This is a genomic window from Neiella marina, assembly GCF_002165625.1.
Taxonomy (GTDB): Bacteria; Pseudomonadota; Gammaproteobacteria; order Enterobacterales; family Neiellaceae; genus Neiella; species Neiella marina.
In genome coordinates this window covers 20,775-38,486 of sequence record NZ_NGNS01000003.1, presented here as the reverse complement: position 1 = coordinate 38,486, position 17,712 = coordinate 20,775, and the positions used below count along the sequence as shown (strand labels likewise).

Here is a 17,712-nt window from a genome sequence, read left to right as displayed (position 1 = left end):
TAGTCATGGCACATCTTGCTAGTGATACCCTAACACCCCTTCAAATCGCAGTTTTAACAGTCTCTGATACTCGCGATGAATCCACTGACACATCTGGCAATTATCTGGTTGAGCAAGCAAAAGCCAGTGGTCACAACGTTGTAGCCAAGGCCATTTGTATTGATGACAAATATCAACTCCGTGCCCAGTTATCACAATGGATTGCCGACCCATCAATCCAAGTCGTGTTGTCTACTGGCGGCACCGGCTTTACCGCTCGCGATACCACTCCAGAGGCATTCGCGCCATTGTTTGATCGCCAGATTGAAGGGTTTGGCGAGCTGTTTCGCCACATTTCATATGGTGAAATTGGCACCTCAACTGTTCAGTCTCGCGCCTTTGCTGGCTTTGCAAACGGCACCGCTATTTTCTGTATGCCTGGTTCGACAAACGCTTGCAAAACAGCTTGGACCGGAATTTTACAAGAGCAATTAGACAGTCGTCATCGTCCTTGTAACTTTGCTCCGCACGTCAGCCCGGTTGAATAACATGAGTAATCCGTTAAGCCACATTAACGCGGCTGGCGAAGCCAATATGGTGGATGTCTCCGATAAGCAAGTCACCCAACGAAGCGCGATTGCAGAGGGGTATATTTACATGTCGGCCGCCGCTCTATCGGCAGTGATTGAACAAACCAATGCTAAAGGTGACGTGTTAGCTACTGCTCGAATCGCAGGTATTCAAGCGGCGAAGCAAACCTCACAGTTAATCCCTTTGTGCCACCCGCTGGCGCTTACCAAAGTGTCCGTCGATTTTGCTATTGAGGCCGAGCAAAGCCGTATTCGGATTGAAGCTTTGTGCAAGTTGGCAGGCAAAACGGGCGTGGAAATGGAAGCATTAACGGCTTGCTCAGTTGCCGCGCTGACCCTATTTGACATGTGTAAAGCTGCTGATCCGGCAATGCGAATTGACGGTATTCGTGTTTTGAGTAAAGAAGGCGGTAAGACGGGGCACTGGCAAGCATGACGACGTCAATCTTAGTATTTGCCAGTTTACGCGAGGCAATCGGACAAGGCCAAATCAGCGCTGCGTTGACGCTGCCTTGTGAAGTCAAAATGCTAAAAAATCAGTTAGCAGACCAATACCCAGTGATTAAAACAGCAATACAAAATGATGCGTTACTTGTTGCCGTCAATCAGCAAATGGCAGCAGATGAGGTGGTCATCAATGATGGTGATGAAATCGCGCTGTTCCCGCCAGTAACCGGAGGTTGAGGTGACTGACATTCGCTTAGCGGTTAACGACAATTGGATAGATGTAGGTGAGCACTTGGCGTGGCTAACGGCGGATCATCATGCCGGCGCCATGGTCAACTTCATCGGTCAGGTACGCCAACAAAATCTCGATGATGAAGTCACTGGCTTAGTACTTGAGCACTACCCTGCGATGACGGAAAAGAGTCTAATGGCGTTAATTGAGCAAGCCAGTGAACGTTGGCCGTTACTGCGAGTGAGTGTGTTTCATCGCGTTGGTGCGCTCATTCCTGGCGATCCGATCGTTTTTGTTGGCGTAAGCTCCGCTCATCGAGATGCCGCTTTTGAAGGCGCTCGGTTTTTAATGGATAAACTAAAAACTCAAGCGCCATTCTGGAAGAAAGAAACCACGAAACAAGGTGATCGTTGGCTTGATGCCAGAGCCTGCGACTCTGACGCATCGGCAAGCTGGGATTAACTTAGTAGTTGATCAAACAATAACACTTCAACCTGTTCACCGGCTTCAATGTTGCCGCGCTCTTGCTCTAGTACCAAGAAACAATTGGCGTTGCTGAGCGATGACATAATGCCAGAGCCTTGTCGCCCAGTGGTTGTTACCAGCAAGCGACCATCTTCTGATCGTTGGGCAACGCCACGTTGAAAATCTAATCGTCCTGGGCGCTTGCGAATCGCCTCGGTGGTTGTAGCAGTGATGGTTAACGGCGGCTCACTGTGCTCACCAGTTAACTGACGAAGCGCGGGTACTGCGAGCTGGTGGCAAGTTACCATTGCCGACACTGGATTGCCTGGTAGGCCGAAATAATGGGCGTTGCCAAGACGGCCGTAAGCGAATGGTTTGCCCGGCTTAATTGCCAATTTCCAAAAATCGATTTGGCCCATTTCCTCGAGGATCTGTTTGATGTAATCAGCGTCACCGACGCTGACACCGCCACTGCTGATCACCGCATCGTATTCGCTCGCGGTGCTAAATGCTTGCCGAATCGATTGCGGTTGATCAGGGATAATCCCAAACTCATCGACATCTAAAGGTAAACGCTTGAGCATCGCTGCGAGGGCATAGCGATTACTTTCATAGATTTGCCCAGAAGCCAGCGGCTGACCTGGCTCGACCAATTCATCACCGTTGGATAGCAAAGCCACTTTAGGTTTTCGCTTTACCGTCACGGTTGCAATACCCAACGATGCGAGCAGGCCAATATCGGCGGGTTTAATCCGATGTCCAGGCTCAAATAGTAGTTGCCCTGATGTCAGATCTTCGCCGGCTAGGCGAATGTTTTGGCCTGATTTGACGCCTGCATTGAGCGTTACTTGTTGCTGATCGCGCGTCACATTTTCCTGCATCACTACGGCATCAATACCATCAGGAATAATCGCTCCGGTCATGATACGTATGCATTGGCCAGCTTCAATTGCGCCAACATATGGTTGTCCGGCAAGGGCTTCTCCAACGCATGTTAGCGTCACTGCAGCGTTACAATCATTTGATCTAACGCCATAACCATCCATTGCTGAATTGTTTGCTGGCGGCACATTAATTGGGCAGTCGATGGCTTGAGCGACGATCCGACCGGTGGCCTTAGCAAGAGGCACGAGCTCATTGCCGCTCACCGCCATGACCTTGTCGAGCAAAATTCGAATTCCCTCAGCTAAGGGCATTAATCCATTTGAATAGCAATCCGCCATGAAACACCTACATGTAATTGTTGTTGCAGCAATACTAACAAAGCGTCACTAGAATGGTAGGAAAGCGGTGCTAACCGGCAATTTAATGTTCGGTATCAAAACCTGGGCAGGCAGTTTCATTAAATTCCCATACACTTAATAGCTGTCGTTGCCCTTGGGTCTGCCTTGTTCAGCCCCATAATAGGCAAGTAAATTAAACATTCAGAGGTTTTCCACATGCGGATCGAATCGGATATCAAATTGGGCTTTAAAGATGTACTCATCCGCCCCAAACGCTCGACGCTGAGCTCTCGCTCCCAAGTTGAACTCAATCGCACCTTCACTTTTGTGAATAGCGGTAAAACTTGGACTGGCGTTCCGATTATCGCCGCCAACATGGATACGGTTGGCTCATTCGAGATGGCCATTGCGCTTGCAGAGCATAAGATGATCACCGCGGTTCATAAGCACTACTCGGTAGAGCAGTGGAGTGAATTTCTCGCGGCTCAGGATGAAAGCATTTTTAATCACATCATGGTGAGTACAGGCACATCGACGCAAGACATGGCCAAGCTCAATACCCTGATGTCGACACATCCGCAATTGCAGTTTATTTGTGTTGATGTCGCCAATGGATATTCCGAAGCTTTCGTTAATTTTGTACGTAGTGTTCGAGAGCAATATCCTGAGATAACGCTTATTGCTGGCAATGTTGTTACTGGCGAAATGGTTGAAGAGCTTATTCTTGCTGGCGCCGATGTTATCAAGGTTGGCATCGGTCCAGGATCTGTTTGTACGACCCGGGTTAAAACTGGTGTTGGCTACCCACAATTGTCCGCAGTCATTGAGTGTGCCGATGCGGCCCACGGTCTTGGCGGTCAAATCATTTCGGATGGTGGTTGCGCAATTGCTGGCGACTTGTCGAAAGCCTTTGGTGGTGGCGCGGACTTTATCATGCTCGGTGGCATGCTAGCTGGTCACGATGAAGCTGCCGGTGAATTGATTGAACGCGATGGCAAACAGTACAAACGTTTCTATGGCATGAGCAGCGCGACGGCAATGGACAAACACGCGGGTGGTGTTGCCGAGTATCGTGCTTCAGAAGGTAAAACAGTTGAAGTGCCGTATCGTGGCCCTGTCAACGCCACTGTGCTGGATTTCCTCGGTGGTATTCGCTCTGCTTGCACTTATGTTGGCGCCCGTCAGCTTAAAGAGCTGTCTAAGCGCACAACCTTCATTCGTGTGCAAGAGCAAGAAAACCAAGTATTTGGCAAAGAATAAGTGCCGCTAAGCGATGCCCATAATGGTTTGGGCTTCTAACTTGTTGCGCACAAAATCACTGTGGCTGACATAAAGCAGGTCAGCCACTTTTCTTATCGTTGCTTCTTCGTGTGGATCAAGCACACCATCGGCATAGGATACCTTCCACAGCGCCAATACGACTTGATTGCGCAAGTCAATCGATGCTTCCTTCACCACAGATGTATAACGATACAAACACACGGCATCTTCACTTGACTGCTTGGCTTTGCTGATTAATGCGTCAACATCAGTTTTAGCAACACCAAACAATTTGGTCAGCAATTGGCTAATGACAGATAACTCTCTATCACTGCTGGTGCCATCACTATTAGCCATTTCAATTAGCAGTGCAGCAATTGCCAACTCTTGATCAATCGTTTGTGTTTCGTTGGATTGCGTCGTTGTTAGTTGATCAAAAAACTGCGAAATTTTATTTAGCATAAGATTATTTACTCCTGCGCCATTGCTTCGACCATCTGCTGGTAGCCAGATCGATAATCCGGATAGCTCAGCTGGTAGCCGGTGCTCAGCATTTTACTGTTGTCACAGCGCTTACCGAGATTAGACGGAGCTGTTGGCAACAAGTTCACCAACTCCGGTTGATTCATTTGCTCGGCAATGAATTGATACACCGCAGCTTTATCTGCACCGTTGTTGTCGACTGCAACATAGCAAGGTTCCAGTGATTTGCCGCTGTAGTCCATGGCAATTAAATGGAGCAACAATCCGGCACAGTCTTCTTCATGGATGCGATTAGTCAACGGAGCGGGCTTATTGGCGACGTCTACTCCTGCTTTAACGTGACGAATCAGCATAGAACGACCATTGCCATAGATACCACCAAACCGCACGATAGTTGAAGGAATAGGGTGGTGGGCCAAAATTTGTTCACCTTGGCGAATGATCTTGCCGCTAAAACTAGTGGCTTCCGTTTCGCTGTCTTCATCAACTCGTTCGCCATTGTGTTGGCCGTAGACACTGGTACTTGAGACGAAGAAAATCCGCTTAACTTGATGTCTAGACAAGCTGGCCAGTAGGTTGGCTAATGCCCTGTTATACGTGGCCTCATAGGCTGACTCTGTGCGACAATCAGGCGTTGCGGTAAACACCACATAATCGATAGCGGGAATTTGCAACAGTGTCTCGGGGTGCAGTAAATCGGCTTGTATGTGCTGCTTCGCCAGCGAGTTTTGTGCCCGGCTTAAGCTGATGAGCGATGATTGAGGTGCTTGTCGGCACATGGTTTTACCAATCGCACCAAAGCCTGCTATCAGAATTCGGCATTGGGGATCAGGAACTTGATTTGCCATATTATTCGTAACCGATCGGAACATAACACCTTTATGGCCTTTCTTGCGTCATCAATCAAGTCGAGCTAAGGTCGAATGCGCTTATCCATCTTAAGGAATAGTGATGAAAATAGTGGTTTTAACCGGCGCAGGGATCTCTGCCGAGTCAGGTATTCAAACCTTTCGCGGAGCTGACGGCTTGTGGGAAGGGCATTCGATCGAGGATGTGGCTACGCCGGAGGGGTTTCACCGTAATCCAGCTTTGGTTCATCGTTTCTACAACGAGCGACGTCAACAGCTTCTTGATCCTGAAATTGCCCCTAACCCGGCGCACTATGCGCTAGCGCAATTAGAACAATGGGCTGATGAACTAATGCTTGTCACCCAAAACGTCGATAACTTGCATGAACGAGCTCATAGCGATCACGTCGTTCATATGCACGGCGAGTTGTTAGCCATTGTTTGTCAGCACTGTGGCCATGAATTTCGCACAACGGAAGCCACCTCAGAAGCCGATTCATGCCCGCAATGCGCGGCTGTCGGTGGCTTGCGACCAGACATTGTGTGGTTCGGCGAAATGCCCAAACAGATGGATGCAATATATGATGCTCTTGCCGAATGCGACTTGTTCATTTCAATTGGTACCTCGGGCAATGTTTATCCTGCCGCCGGATTCGTGCAACAAGCAGCTCAGTTTGGCGCCCATACGGTTGAACTAAACCTTGAACCTTCGAGCGTCAACCACAACTTTAATGAATGTCATTACGGTCCAGCATCGCAAATTGTGACTACCTACGTGGATGATTTAATGAAACAATAGCGCGTCTTTTGTTTTGGTTGGTTGTTATGGTTTGGAGTGAATTTGTCACCATCGCTGGCGTCCATTTGCTAGCGGTGATGAGTCCAGGGCCCGACACAGCGATTGTGCTCAACAATGCCATTAAGTTTGGCCGTCGGGCTGGGGTATTAACCGCAGCAGGAGTTGGCTGTGGCATTATTGTCCATGTGTTGTATTCGGTCGCTGGGGTTGGTTATTTGTTGCATCATTACCCCTGGTTGCAGCAGGTAATGATGATACTCGCGGCTTTGTACCTTGGTTACATTGGCGTCAATGGCTTGCTCAGCCGAGCCGCCTCAGGAGATGCAGATTTTGGTGACTCGGTAGACCGTAAAGCCACTGCACGACCATTTATCAACGGCCTCATCACCAACGGCTTAAACCCTAAAGCAACCTTGTTTTTCATTGCCCTATTTACCGCCGTGGTGTCTGACTCGACACCAATGTTAGACAAAGCCGGTTATGGCATTTACTTGGTTTTCGCAACATTTGCCTGGTTTGCCTTGTTGTCTTGTGTTGTTGGGCATCCAAAGCTTCAGCAGCGTATGCAAGACAGCTATCAGTTGGTCAATATCATTATGAGTAGTTTGCTGATTTTAATTGCGGCCCGAATCGTCTGGACACTAGTGACCGAGGTGACGGTATGAAATGGTTGAATCGTTATTCTGCAGCTCTAATTACTGGGCTAGGCTTAACTGGTTTTAGTTGTCAGGCTGAAGAGTTGCGACTTGAATACGCTGGTTTTTATGACTATCTCAAAAGTGCCAATTCCGCAAAGTATAATCGAGTCAAACCGGCGTTCTTTCTCAATAATCCAGAACATCCTGAGCGTAGTTGTGTGGCTGATGCCGAAATAGTCGTTGGCGAAATCCGATATCCGCTGGTGGCGAATGTCGATAATGGTGAGTTCTTTGTGCCCTTTGATAAACGGATCAAAGATGGTCGCGGGGCCTTGGTGTTCCAAGCTCCGAATACTTGCAAACTGCAAGTGGCCGCTGTTGGACGGATGTATAAACGACGATTCGCAGGGCAAGAATTGCATCAACTAGCAGAGCAAATCTATGCATTGATGGAAAATTATGCCGGTTCAGTTAGCTATTTTATGCCCGATTGGCGCGCGGTGGTGCTGCACTTAAGTGACGGTACACAACTGCAATACGATCGCGATCAGTTTCCGCAGATGATTGAATTAGCCGCAGATGTCGATCACGTGCGGTTGAGCATGGCGGCTGACTAGCCGCCTAGTGGTTTAACTCGTACTACTTGAGCTCAACGATTTGCACGTCGTTGGCATACTCCGGCTTAACTTCGCTAAAGCTTGGTCGATCAAACGCCGTGTCACCATCGGCATTGGCTTCGCCAGTCGGTTGCATCGACAGAAAGTCAAACAGTTCGCGATCCGCTAAGTGGCTTGGCACAACGTTTTGCATCGCTTTAAATATTGTCTCTGAGCGCCCCGGATAACGGCGGTCCCACTCGTGGAGCATTGCTTTGACCGCTTGCCGTTGCAGGTTGTCTTGTGAACCACAGAGGTTACAAGGAATAATTGGGAATTGCTGAATATCGCCATAGCGGATCAGATCCGCTTCCTTGCAGTATGCCAAAGGCCTAATCACTGTGTGTTGACCATCGTCGGATACTAGTTTCGCTGGCATCGACTTGAGTCGCCCACCATAGAACATATTCAAGAACAACGTCTCGAGCATGTCATCACGATGATGACCCAAGGCGATTTTAGTGGCGCCCAATTCTTTTGCCGTACGATACAGAATGCCCCGGCGCAGACGAGAGCATAGCGAACAGGTGGTTTTACCTTCCGGGATCTTATCTTTGACAATGCTGTAGGTATCTTCCTCAACGATCTTGTATTCGATATCTAGCGAGTCTAAATATTGCGGCAAGATGTGCTCTGGGAATCCTGGCTGCTTCTGATCCAAGTTAACGGCGAAAATATCAAAGTGAATCGGTGCTCGCGAACGCAGTTTGAGCAGAATGTCTAAAAGGGCATAGCTGTCTTTGCCGCCAGACAGGCACACCATGACGCGGTCACCATCTTCGATCATATTGAAGTCTTCGATGGCTTTACCAACATTGCGGCACAAGCGCTTTTCAAGCTTGTTGGCGTTGTATTTTGATTTCGGGGTCATGTGGCCTACCTGATGGAAAAATCGACGGTATTATACGGATCGTCGATACCAAGTAAACTCATGACCCCATTGTGAGGTGTTGATTAATCCAATTTAACCGGGCTTTCAAAGCCTTCGGGTTTAATTGCTAAGACATCACAGTTGAGCTGGTCAATGACATGCTCAGCAGTATTGCCGATTAGTGCTGCGGAAATACCGGTGCGACCGACGGTGCCCATCACAACGAGCTCAGCATCGAGCTGCCTGGCATAAGCTGGGATCACATCCTCCGGCAGTCCTTCACCGACATGCCAGTGATTATCATCAATATCAAAGCCTTCAGCCAATTTCTTCACTTCAGCTTGATGATGTTTCTTCACTGCATTGTTATAGGACTCGGGATCAAAATCGGGGATTTCAACCGAGATATTCAGCGGTGCTCCGGGATAGGAGTTCACTAAATAGGCATCCGCACCAACTAGCTGGGTCAACTTCACTGCTTGGCTGATGATGGCCTGATTCAACCCTGCATGTGAATCGTCGTCATTACCTGCATCAATCGCCGCAATGACTTTGCCATTTTCTGGCCAGTCATGTTCTTTCACCAACAACACTGGTACAGGCGACTTACGAAGCAAATGCCAATCAGTTGGCGTGAAAATGACTGATTTCAAGGTGTCGTGAGAACGAGTCGCTTTGATAATCAGATCAATGCCGCAACGCAGTGCATGATGTATGACTGCCTCGAATGGCCGGTTATGCCAAATCACATGGATTTCAGTTTTGACTTGGGTAGGGTACTGGGCGAGCACATCCGCTAACCAATCGCGCTGTGAAGCAATGACGGTTTCTCGCATTGCTTCGCGCTCTTGGACCGACAGCATGGTGGTCATTTCGTACGAGAAATCATAAATCGACAAAAAGACGTGAACCGATGCGCCGGTTTTATCGGCAAGATGAAAAGCTCGAGATAGCGCTGGTTGCTTATCGGAAGCGGGATCGATGACAACCAAAAATTTCTTATAATTGTTCATGGCTAAACTCCTGTGAAACAGGGATCCGATCGATTTAACCATAGCAATATTTGGCGGTTGAGGTAGTGCTCAGAGTTGAGAAGGATCAAAAAAGGCGCGAACAAGATCGCGCCTTTGTGAGCTGCTAAACAGTTCGTCGACCGTTAGCTGACTTGTGCCTGATCGGCGGGCTGTTGACCGGCAGCCAAAGCCAAACTTTCGGTATCAAGTACGGTGATGTATTTGCCTTGTACCGCGATCATGCCGCTTTTCTGGAAGCGCCCAAGCAGACGGCTAATGGTCTCTACAGTTAGACCTAAATAGTTACCGATGTCGCCGCGAGTCATGGTTAGGCGGAACTCACGAGAAGAGAAACCGCGTTCACCGAAGCGGCGTGATAGTTCGTAGATGAAAGAGGCTAAGCGCTCTTCAGCACTCTTCTTGCTCAGTAGCAGCAGCATGTTCTGGTCAGAGCCGATTTCAGTACTCATCAAGCGCATAATTTGCTGGCGTAGTTTCGGCATCTTGCCGCACAGATCATCAAGTGTCTCAAATGGAATTTCACATACCATTGACGTTTCAAGAGCCTCAGCAAAGCTCGGGTGATGGTCGCGGGAGATGGCGTCGAAACCAACTAAATCACCGGCTAAATGGAAACCAGTAATCTGCTCTTCACCATTTTCAGTGATGGTGTAGGATTTTACCGAACCAGAGCGAATCGCATAAAGGCTTTTGAGGTTATCACCAGCTTTGAATAGCTCGTCCCCTTTATGGATAGGTTTTTTTCGCTCAATAATGTCATCGAGTTGATCTAACTCATTGGAATTAAGCGAGAATGGAATGCACAATTGACTGATACTGCAGTTCTGGCAGTGAATTGCTCCGCATCCGCCAGTAAAAGGGCGCTTAGTTGAAGTCATAAAAGGTTTCCAAAAAATTTCGACGGCCTAACTTCACCATTTTAACATGTTTTCTCGCATCTTAGTCAATCTCTGATCAACAACTCAATGAGTTGTATACTGGCAAATACCATCAACACGCACGCGACAAGCCAGCGACACCAAGGTTTTTGAATCCATTGACCCAAGGTTGAGCTCCCCGTACTCACTAGTAATACCGCAGGAATTGTCCCTACACCGAACGCTAGCATGGCCAAAGCACTGGTCAAAGCTTCACCTTTTGCCATTGCTGTCACCGTTGCTGAATAAACTAAGCCACAAGGCAGCCAGCCCCAACAGGCGCCGACGATCGCAGCGCTGGGGTAGTTGTTAATTGGTAAGAATGATTGCTGGATGGGTTTGATGCGTTGCCACAGCGGTGCAGCGAGCTTCTCCAAGCGAGCTAGACCAAACCACCATCGGGCGATATACAGCGCCATCAACATGATCATGACATTGGCTAAGACCCGAAACATCAGTAACACGTCTTTGGCACCAAAGAGCAATTGCAGTTGACTCAATGACCACCCAAATAGGGCGCCAATGATGGCATAGCTAGTAATGCGACCAACTTGCGCCACTGTCAGCAGCATGAACTTTTTGCTGCGGTTGCCCTCGATGCCCATCCCAAGCGCAACTGACAACCCGCCACACATTCCCAAACAGTGGCCTGAACCAAACAGGCCAATGATGAATAAGCTGGAAACAAAGCCCCAGTCGATCATTGTGATGGTTTGTCCTTGTCATCAGGCTGGTCATCGTCAAACAGCACGCTAGTGCCGTGACGCTCTAAATCGTCAAATTGATTCGACTTAACCGCCCAGATAAAGACCCCGATGGCAACGCAAATAAACAGTATTGCAATTGGGATCAGGACATAAATAATCGCCATAACTATCCTTTCATACTCTCGATACGCATGGCGTTGACCACCACAATCAAACTCGAAGCGGACATGCCAATGACAGCAATATAAGGCGGTAGCATACCTGACACAGCGAGCGGTAAAACCACCAGATTGTAGCCCAGCGCCCAGCCAAGATTCTGGCGGATAATACGCTTGGTTTGTTGGCCAACGCGAACAGCGGTGGCGATTGGCATTAGTTTTGAACCCAGCAGTACCGCATCAGCACTACGTTTAGCGATGTCAGTGCCGGTCGAAATGGCAATTGATGCATTGGCTTGTGACAGCACCGGACCATCATTAATACCATCACCAACCATCAGCACATTGTCGCCGCGGCATTGCTTTTGTTTGACCCAAGCAAGCTTATCTTCAGGTGTACAGTTGCCAATAGCATCGTCAATAGCAAGTGTGTTGGCCAATTGTGCCGTGTGGCTCTGTTGATCACCGCTGACAATAGCAGCCGACACCCCAAGTTCGGTCAATTGCTCGACCAGCTGTTGGGCATCATCTCGAGGCGGGTCAATAAAGTCTAGGCCTGCCAACACCGCGTCGTTGCTGGCAAGTACAACCCGATGACTCGGCACAGAATGAGAGGTGTGCTGGGCGATATATTGCGGACTGCCTAAATAAACTGCCATGCCGTCGACATCGCCACTGACGCCAAATCCGGGAGCTAACTCAATGTTATTCGCTACTGTAATGGTTTGCTTGTCGGCATTGGCGGCAACCAAGATGGCGTCGGCCAGCGGATGGTTAGCGCCCGACTCAAGGCTTGCTGCGATGGCCAAGACTTGCTGTTGATCGAATTGGCCGGTGTAGGTTTTAACATTACTCACAGACAGAGTGCCGTGGGTGAGGGTACCAGTCTTATCAAAAGCAATGCGGTCAATTGCAGCCAGCTGGTCGAGCAAATCTGCCGTTTTAGCGATAACGCCACTAGCACCTAGTCGGCTAATACCGGCAGTAATTGCTGTTGGAGTGGCAAGCGACAATGCGCAGGGGCATGTTGCCACTAGCACGGCTAGGGTGATCCAAAGTGCATCCTCGGGGCGGTTAAAGTACCAAAAGGTTGCTGTTGCGCTGGCCACGATTAATAACGCGACAACGAAGTATCTGGCAACCTTATCGGCAAATTGAACGGGGCGAGCGCGACTTGCTAGTGCTTGTTCTTGCATCCGGACGATGGATGCAACCATGGTGTCTTTAACTTCCGTTACTTCAATCTCAAGCGGTTGCTCTTGATTGATCACACCAGCAAACACAGTGTCACCAACGGATTTGGCAATGGGTTCGTGTTCGCCAGTTAGCACCGATAAATCAACATGACTGTGACCACTTCTAATAATGCCATCGACCGCCAAGGTTTCGCCTGGCTTCAGCAACAACAGCTCACCAGCCAACACTTGCTTAACTGGTACGGTCTCGACGCCGGCATTGGTCAAACGATGGACTACAGCTGGCAGTAACTTCACTGCATTAGCACTTCTTGCGTTGCCGCGATGGCGGGCAACAAGCTCAGCGTAGCGGCCCAGAAGCAGAAAGAAGGTGAACATCGAAATTGATTCGAAATAGACTTCGCCGGTTTGGTATATAGTGGCGTAGCTGCTGGCAACAAAGGCTAATATCAAGGCAATGGAAACCGGCACATCCATATTGGGATGACCCGCTTTTAGGCTGGTAACAGCTGAACGATAAAAAGGCCAAGCGGCGTAGCAAATCACTGGTGTTGCCATCAGCAATGATACCCATCGAAGGTAACTTTGTTGATGAGGCTCCATGTCGAAAACGCCAAAATACAAAGCCACGGCAAACATCATGACTTGCATACTCGCGAGTGCCGCAACACCGATGCGAATCAAAAAGCTCTGTTTTCTATCTTGGTAGCTCTTATCCTCGACTTCTTTATCGTAAGGCAAAGCTTGATAACCCAAGTTCGCAAGCGAACTTAGTAGTTGGCTGAGTGCCGCCTTGGCAGGATCCCAACGCAACAGCAGGCGATGAGTTGATGAATTGACGGTCGCTCGCACAACACCAACTTGCCTAGACAAGTGTTTTTCAATCAGCCAAGCGCATGCAGCACAGCGGACACCATCTAGCGACAGGAGCGCTTCTTTGAAGTCTCCCTCATTGGTACAAAATTCATCCTGAATTTCTTCCATGTCGAGGCGTTGAAACTGTAATTTCAACGCTTCAGGTACCAAATCGCCCTCGACTTTACCGGCGACATCGGTGCGATGTTTGTAGTAGTCCGTTAAACCAGCACTAACGATGGACTCTGCAACAGCGTGACAGCCAAGACAGCACATCGCACGTGGCTTGTTAAATATTTCGACCGTTAAGTCGAGCCCATCAGGAATAGGCTCGTGACAATGAAAGCAAGAACCTTGCGTCATGGTTTACTAGCTCTTATCAATGACTATATGGGTCGAATTCAAGTGCTCCGGGATGCGGCAGAGTGATTGTGCGACGCAAACGCCATGATTGGTCAAACGGCATAATCGATAGTTGCCATTTATGAACGATTTCTTTTGGCAGCGTGGCGACATATTGACCCAAGCCGTTTTTTGCCGCTAGAACTGAAAAATCACGTTTTGCTTGCGTTGTATGGTAGAAGTCGAGGTGCAGCGCGCTACCATCAAGCGTCTCATTACCACTAGTGAATTCAACCACAACTTGGCCATCGCCGAAGCTGACTTGAGCGGCTAAGCCAAGCTCCAACGCTTTGCTTTGCTTTTCTTTTTGAAAATTAATCGCTTTGCCTTTCTTGTAGTAGTCGTCAACCACCATGTCAGGCTGAGCACCAAGAAAGATAAACAAAGTGACGAAACTAGCGATGACCGCTGAAAGAGGGAACGCCAGCAGAAACCATGGCCAAAACTGCTGATACCAACGTTTAGTTTGCACGGAAAACTTCTCTCCAGTTTTTTTAATATGTTTTGTTCAAGGCGTAGTGTACGCATTTTCTGCTAAAAAAAACGCCCCATCATAGGGGCGTTTAGCACTTTTAATGGTAATTATTTGTGTGGATTCGACAATCGATATACGTAGGCAGATAGGACATGGACCTTATCTTCACCTAAGATTTCTTTCCACGCCGGCATCACACCAGCACGACCATTGCGAACAGATTCTTCAATGGCCAAGCGCGAACCGCCGTACAGCCAAGTTTGGTCCGTTAAGTTTGGCGCGCCCAATGCTTGGTTACCAGTGCCGTCTGGGCCATGGCAAGCGGCACACAAGCCGAACTTGGCTTTGCCTTGCTCAACCAATTTGACGTCCAAGCCGCGGCGACCAGACAGTGACAGTACGTATTCAACCACAGCGTCAACGCCATCGTCGCCCAATACGTCACCCCAAGGTGCCATCGCAGCAACGCGACCGTAGAGCAGGGTGTGAACGATTTGCTCTGGCTCACCGCCCCAATTCCACTTGTCGTCGGTCAGGTTAGGGAACCCAGTACCGCCTTTGGCATCAGAGCCGTGACATTGTGAACAGTTTTGCAAGAACAGACGTTTACCGACTTTCATTGCATCTTCGTTGTAAGCCAATTCTGCAACGGGTGTTGCCGCAAAGGCTTCAAAGATGGGTGCATACTGCTCGTTGGCGTCTTTTACTTGCTGGTCATACTGAACAAGTCCTTGCGAATTAGCTGATGCCGCACGAGACTCTTCTAACGAAGTCACTTGCTTGTTGGCACTGGTCCAATTCAATAGCCCAGAAAAGTTACCAAGGCCTGGGAACAGGGCAAGGTAGCCCAATCCGAACACGATGGTGACAACGAACATGTAGGTCCACCATTTTGGTAGATCATTGTTCAGCTCTTCAATGCCATCAAACTCGTGACCCATGGATTCGCCTTCAGGCTTACCCATGCGATCCGTCGCACAGACCCATAGCAAATAGGCAAATGCGCCAATACTTCCTAATGTAATCAGCGTTACAACAACGCTCCAGAAACTAGTCATGTGTGCCTGGCTCCCGCTTCTTATTTGTTTGTTTTTGTTCCGTTTGTTCGTCGGCAAACACTAGATTTGCGGCTTCTTCAAAGGCTTTTTTGCGCCGTGAGCTATAAGCCCACAGTACGATACCAATGAATATAACCATTAAAACCAATGTGATAATGCCTTGGAAATCACCGTAACTCATAAATCACCTCACTTGAGGGCAGTACCCAAAGACTGCAGATATGCGATTAGCGCATCCATTTCAGTCTTACCGGCAACCTCAGCTTCAGCGTTGGCAATGTCTTCGTCCGTATAAGGCACGCCGAACATGTTTTTGAACACAGCCATTTTCTTCGCTGTTTCTTTGCCATCGAGTTCTGCATCACTCAACCAAGGGAAACCAGGCATGTTGGATTCCGGTACCACTGCACGCGGATCGATTAAGTGAATACGATGCCACTCATCACTATAACGGCCACCAACTCGAGCGAGATCAGGGCCGGTACGCTTGGAACCCCATAGGAATGGATGTTCCCAAACGCTTTCGCCAGCAACAGAGTAGTGACCATAACGTTCGGTCTCAGCGCGGAATGGACGGATCATTTGGCTATGACAAGAGTTACAACCTTCGCGGATGTAAACGTCACGGCCTTCCATTTCTAACGCCGTGTAAGGTTTCAAACCTTGCACTGGCGTTACCACTTCCTTGGAGAACAGCAATGGCGTAATTTGCGCCAGGCCACCCCAAGAGATAGCGATCACAATGAACACCGCCATCAGGCCAATGTTTTTTTCCAAAAACTCGTGATTAAATTTCATCTTCGTACTCCTTACGCTGGTTGCGCAGCCATCTCTGGCTCTTCATGAACGTCATCGAGCGTGCCTTTTGGCGCGAAGATGGTTTTGAACATGTTGTATGCCATCAGCAACATACCGGCGACGAAGAATACACCACCAATAAAGCGAACCAAGTAGTAAGGTTTCGTTGCTTCTAAGGCTTCAACGAAGGAGTAGGTCAGGGTACCATCGGCATTCACCGCGCTCCACATCAGACCTTGCATTACACCAGCGATCCACATCGCAACGATGTACAAAACAACACCGATAGTAGCGAGCCAGAAGTGAGTATTAATCAATTGCGTGCTGTACATGCGTTTGTGGCCAAACAGTACAGGAATCAAGTGGTACATTGCACCAATCGATACCATTGCAACCCAGCCTAGCGCACCTGAGTGAACGTGACCGACAGTCCAGTCCGTGTAGTGAGACAGCGCGTTAACGGTCTTAATAGACATCATTGGACCTTCGAAGGTCGACATGCCGTAGAACGACAGGGAGACGATCAAGAAGCGCAGCACTGGGTCATGGCGAAGTTTATGCCATGCGCCTGATAGCGTCATAATGCCGTTGATCATGCCACCCCAGCTTGGCGCAAACAGGATCAAAGACATCACCATACCGAGTGATTGAGTCCAATCTGGCAATGCGGTGTAGTGCAAGTGGTGCGGACCAGCCCAGATGTAAATCGATACCAATGCCCAGAAGTGGATAATTGACAAGCGGTACGAGTAAACAGGGCGACCGGCTTGCTTCGGTACGAAGTAGTACATCATGCCGAGGAAACCAGCGGTCAAGAAGAAGCCCACCGCGTTGTGGCCGTACCACCACTGCACCATGGCATCAACAGCGCCAGGGTAAATCGAATAAGACTTCCACAGTGAAACAGGAATCGCCATCGAGTTAACAATGTGCAGCACAGCAACGGTGATAATAAAAGCACCGTAGAACCAGTTGGCTACGTAAATGTGAGACGTTTGGCGTTTGATAATGGTACCGAAGAAGACGATGCCGTAAGAGACCCAGACTAGCGCAATCAAAATGTCGATTGGCCATTCGAGTTCAGCATATTCTTTCGCTGTCGAGATACCCAAGGGTAGGGTTATTGCGGCACTCAGAATGACTAATTGCCAGCCCCAGAAGGTAAATGGGATCAGCCAGCCGCCGAACAGCTTAGCCTGACAAGTACGTTGTACCACGTAATAAGAAGTTGCAAATAATGCGCATCCACCGAACGCAAAAATTACCGCGTTGGTGTGTAGGGGTCGGATTCGACTGTAAGTTAGCCATGGCACATCAAAGTTCAGTGCTGGCCAATACAGCTGTGCTGCAATTAATACGCCGACGGCCATACCTACAATGCCCCAAATTACAGTCATCACTGTAAATTGGCGAACGACCTTGTAGTTATAATCTACGGCTGTTGCCTGTGTCTCACTCATAGCTCTGCTTCCGCTGCTGTGATTCGTTATTAGTTAGGGTTATATATAGCGGCTAACCGCCTGACGATAGGAGAATTTATACGAGTACTTTGCTAACGTATGAAGACCCAACGCCAAAAACTGAAAGATTTTGTTACCTTTCAGTAAAAGCGTCGCGATTC

Annotated in this window: 22 protein-coding genes; 8 read left to right on the top strand and 14 right to left on the bottom strand. The window is 48.8% G+C overall.

The annotated features are described in order from the left end of the window. Positions 1-5: 5 nt before the first annotated feature. From moaB to moaE, 4 genes are read left to right on the top strand one after another with little or no spacing between them, the layout of a single operon-like run. The gene (gene moaB / locus CBE68_RS03580) at positions 6-527 is read left to right on the top strand and encodes a molybdenum cofactor biosynthesis protein B (RefSeq protein WP_087504692.1); all 522 of its coding nucleotides are present in this window, start codon (positions 6-8) and stop codon (positions 525-527) included. A 1-nt stretch (position 528) separates the two neighbouring features. After that, complete coding sequence (moaC, locus tag CBE68_RS03575) at positions 529-1,005, top strand: cyclic pyranopterin monophosphate synthase MoaC (RefSeq protein ID WP_087504691.1); 477 nt, start codon at positions 529-531, stop codon at positions 1,003-1,005. Beyond that, positions 1,002-1,253 (top strand): MoaD/ThiS family protein, encoded by a 252-nt coding sequence (locus tag CBE68_RS03570; RefSeq protein WP_087504690.1) that lies wholly within the window; start codon positions 1,002-1,004, stop codon positions 1,251-1,253. The genes moaC and CBE68_RS03570 overlap by 4 nt, the downstream gene beginning before the upstream one ends. Before the next feature lies 1 nt (position 1,254). After that, the gene (gene moaE / locus CBE68_RS03565; protein WP_087504689.1) at positions 1,255-1,710 is read left to right on the top strand and encodes a molybdopterin synthase catalytic subunit MoaE; all 456 of its coding nucleotides are present in this window, start codon (positions 1,255-1,257) and stop codon (positions 1,708-1,710) included. On the opposite strand, the gene moeA is transcribed toward moaE, so the two are convergent. Then, positions 1,707-2,936: a molybdopterin molybdotransferase MoeA gene (moeA, locus tag CBE68_RS03560; RefSeq protein WP_087504688.1), complete on the bottom strand. Its 1,230-nt coding sequence runs from the start codon at positions 2,934-2,936 to the stop codon at positions 1,707-1,709. The genes moaE and moeA overlap by 4 nt on opposite strands. A gap of 216 nt (positions 2,937-3,152) precedes the next feature. Here moeA and CBE68_RS03555 point away from each other — a divergent pair, with 216 nt between their 5' ends. Next, the gene (locus CBE68_RS03555; RefSeq protein WP_087504687.1) at positions 3,153-4,196 is read left to right on the top strand and encodes a GMP reductase; all 1,044 of its coding nucleotides are present in this window, start codon (positions 3,153-3,155) and stop codon (positions 4,194-4,196) included. Between the two features lie 6 nt (positions 4,197-4,202). Here the strand turns inward: CBE68_RS03555 and CBE68_RS03550 are convergent, their stop codons facing one another. After that, positions 4,203-4,658, bottom strand: a complete 456-nt coding sequence (locus CBE68_RS03550) for a tellurite resistance TerB family protein (protein ID WP_087504686.1) — start codon at positions 4,656-4,658, stop codon at positions 4,203-4,205. 8 nt (positions 4,659-4,666) lie between these two features. Continuing rightward, positions 4,667-5,527, bottom strand: a complete 861-nt coding sequence (locus CBE68_RS03545; protein WP_158100483.1) for an NAD-dependent epimerase/dehydratase family protein — start codon at positions 5,525-5,527, stop codon at positions 4,667-4,669. Between the two features lie 103 nt (positions 5,528-5,630). On the opposite strand from CBE68_RS03545, the gene cobB reads away from it, so the two are divergent. From cobB to CBE68_RS03530, 3 genes are read left to right on the top strand one after another with little or no spacing between them, the layout of a single operon-like run. Further along, the gene (cobB, locus tag CBE68_RS03540; protein WP_087504684.1) at positions 5,631-6,326 is read left to right on the top strand and encodes a Sir2 family NAD+-dependent deacetylase; all 696 of its coding nucleotides are present in this window, start codon (positions 5,631-5,633) and stop codon (positions 6,324-6,326) included. A 26-nt stretch (positions 6,327-6,352) separates the two neighbouring features. Beyond that, positions 6,353-6,991 carry a LysE family translocator gene (locus tag CBE68_RS03535; protein WP_087504683.1) on the top strand — a complete coding sequence of 213 codons (639 nt, stop codon included), beginning with the start codon at positions 6,353-6,355 and terminating at the stop codon, positions 6,989-6,991. Then, positions 6,988-7,581, top strand: a complete 594-nt coding sequence (locus CBE68_RS03530; RefSeq protein WP_087504682.1) for a DUF2987 domain-containing protein — start codon at positions 6,988-6,990, stop codon at positions 7,579-7,581. Before CBE68_RS03535 ends, CBE68_RS03530 begins: the two co-directional genes overlap by 4 nt. Before the next feature lie 22 nt (positions 7,582-7,603). Here CBE68_RS03530 and ttcA read toward each other — a convergent pair whose 3' ends face one another. The 11 genes from ttcA to ccoN form a co-directional block, all read right to left on the bottom strand. Next, complete coding sequence (ttcA, locus tag CBE68_RS03525) at positions 7,604-8,491, bottom strand: tRNA 2-thiocytidine(32) synthetase TtcA (protein WP_087504681.1); 888 nt, start codon at positions 8,489-8,491, stop codon at positions 7,604-7,606. Positions 8,492-8,574: 83 nt separating this feature from the next. Further along, positions 8,575-9,504 (bottom strand): universal stress protein UspE, encoded by a 930-nt coding sequence (gene uspE, locus CBE68_RS03520; protein WP_087504680.1) that lies wholly within the window; start codon positions 9,502-9,504, stop codon positions 8,575-8,577. A gap of 143 nt (positions 9,505-9,647) precedes the next feature. Continuing rightward, positions 9,648-10,403, bottom strand: a complete 756-nt coding sequence (locus CBE68_RS03515) for an FNR family transcription factor (protein ID WP_087504679.1) — start codon at positions 10,401-10,403, stop codon at positions 9,648-9,650. Between the two features lie 65 nt (positions 10,404-10,468). Then, positions 10,469-11,146, bottom strand: coding sequence for a sulfite exporter TauE/SafE family protein (locus CBE68_RS03510; protein ID WP_087504678.1), 678 nt, complete (start codon positions 11,144-11,146; stop codon positions 10,469-10,471). Then, a complete protein-coding gene (gene ccoS, locus CBE68_RS03505; protein ID WP_087504677.1) occupies positions 11,143-11,313 on the bottom strand; it encodes a cbb3-type cytochrome oxidase assembly protein CcoS in 171 nt (56 codons plus the stop codon). Before ccoS ends, CBE68_RS03510 begins: the two co-directional genes overlap by 4 nt. A 2-nt stretch (positions 11,314-11,315) precedes the next feature. Continuing rightward, on the bottom strand, positions 11,316-13,721 hold the full coding sequence (locus tag CBE68_RS03500; protein WP_087504676.1) for a heavy metal translocating P-type ATPase: 2,406 nt from the start codon (positions 13,719-13,721) through the stop codon (positions 11,316-11,318). Positions 13,722-13,737: 16 nt separating this feature from the next. Beyond that, positions 13,738-14,232: a FixH family protein gene (locus CBE68_RS03495; RefSeq protein WP_158100482.1), complete on the bottom strand. Its 495-nt coding sequence runs from the start codon at positions 14,230-14,232 to the stop codon at positions 13,738-13,740. A 110-nt stretch (positions 14,233-14,342) separates the two neighbouring features. Further along, positions 14,343-15,293, bottom strand: coding sequence for a cytochrome-c oxidase, cbb3-type subunit III (gene ccoP / locus CBE68_RS03490; protein WP_087504674.1), 951 nt, complete (start codon positions 15,291-15,293; stop codon positions 14,343-14,345). Beyond that, entirely contained in the window at positions 15,286-15,474 is a 189-nt protein-coding gene (locus tag CBE68_RS03485; protein WP_087504673.1) for a cbb3-type cytochrome oxidase subunit 3, read from the bottom strand. The genes ccoP and CBE68_RS03485 overlap by 8 nt, the downstream gene beginning before the upstream one ends. Positions 15,475-15,482: 8 nt before the next feature. Further along, positions 15,483-16,091 carry a cytochrome-c oxidase, cbb3-type subunit II gene (ccoO, locus tag CBE68_RS03480; protein ID WP_087504672.1) on the bottom strand — a complete coding sequence of 203 codons (609 nt, stop codon included), beginning with the start codon at positions 16,089-16,091 and terminating at the stop codon, positions 15,483-15,485. An 11-nt stretch (positions 16,092-16,102) separates the two neighbouring features. Next, positions 16,103-17,551: a cytochrome-c oxidase, cbb3-type subunit I gene (gene ccoN / locus CBE68_RS03475; protein WP_087504671.1), complete on the bottom strand. Its 1,449-nt coding sequence runs from the start codon at positions 17,549-17,551 to the stop codon at positions 16,103-16,105. Positions 17,552-17,712: the final 161 nt, after the last annotated feature.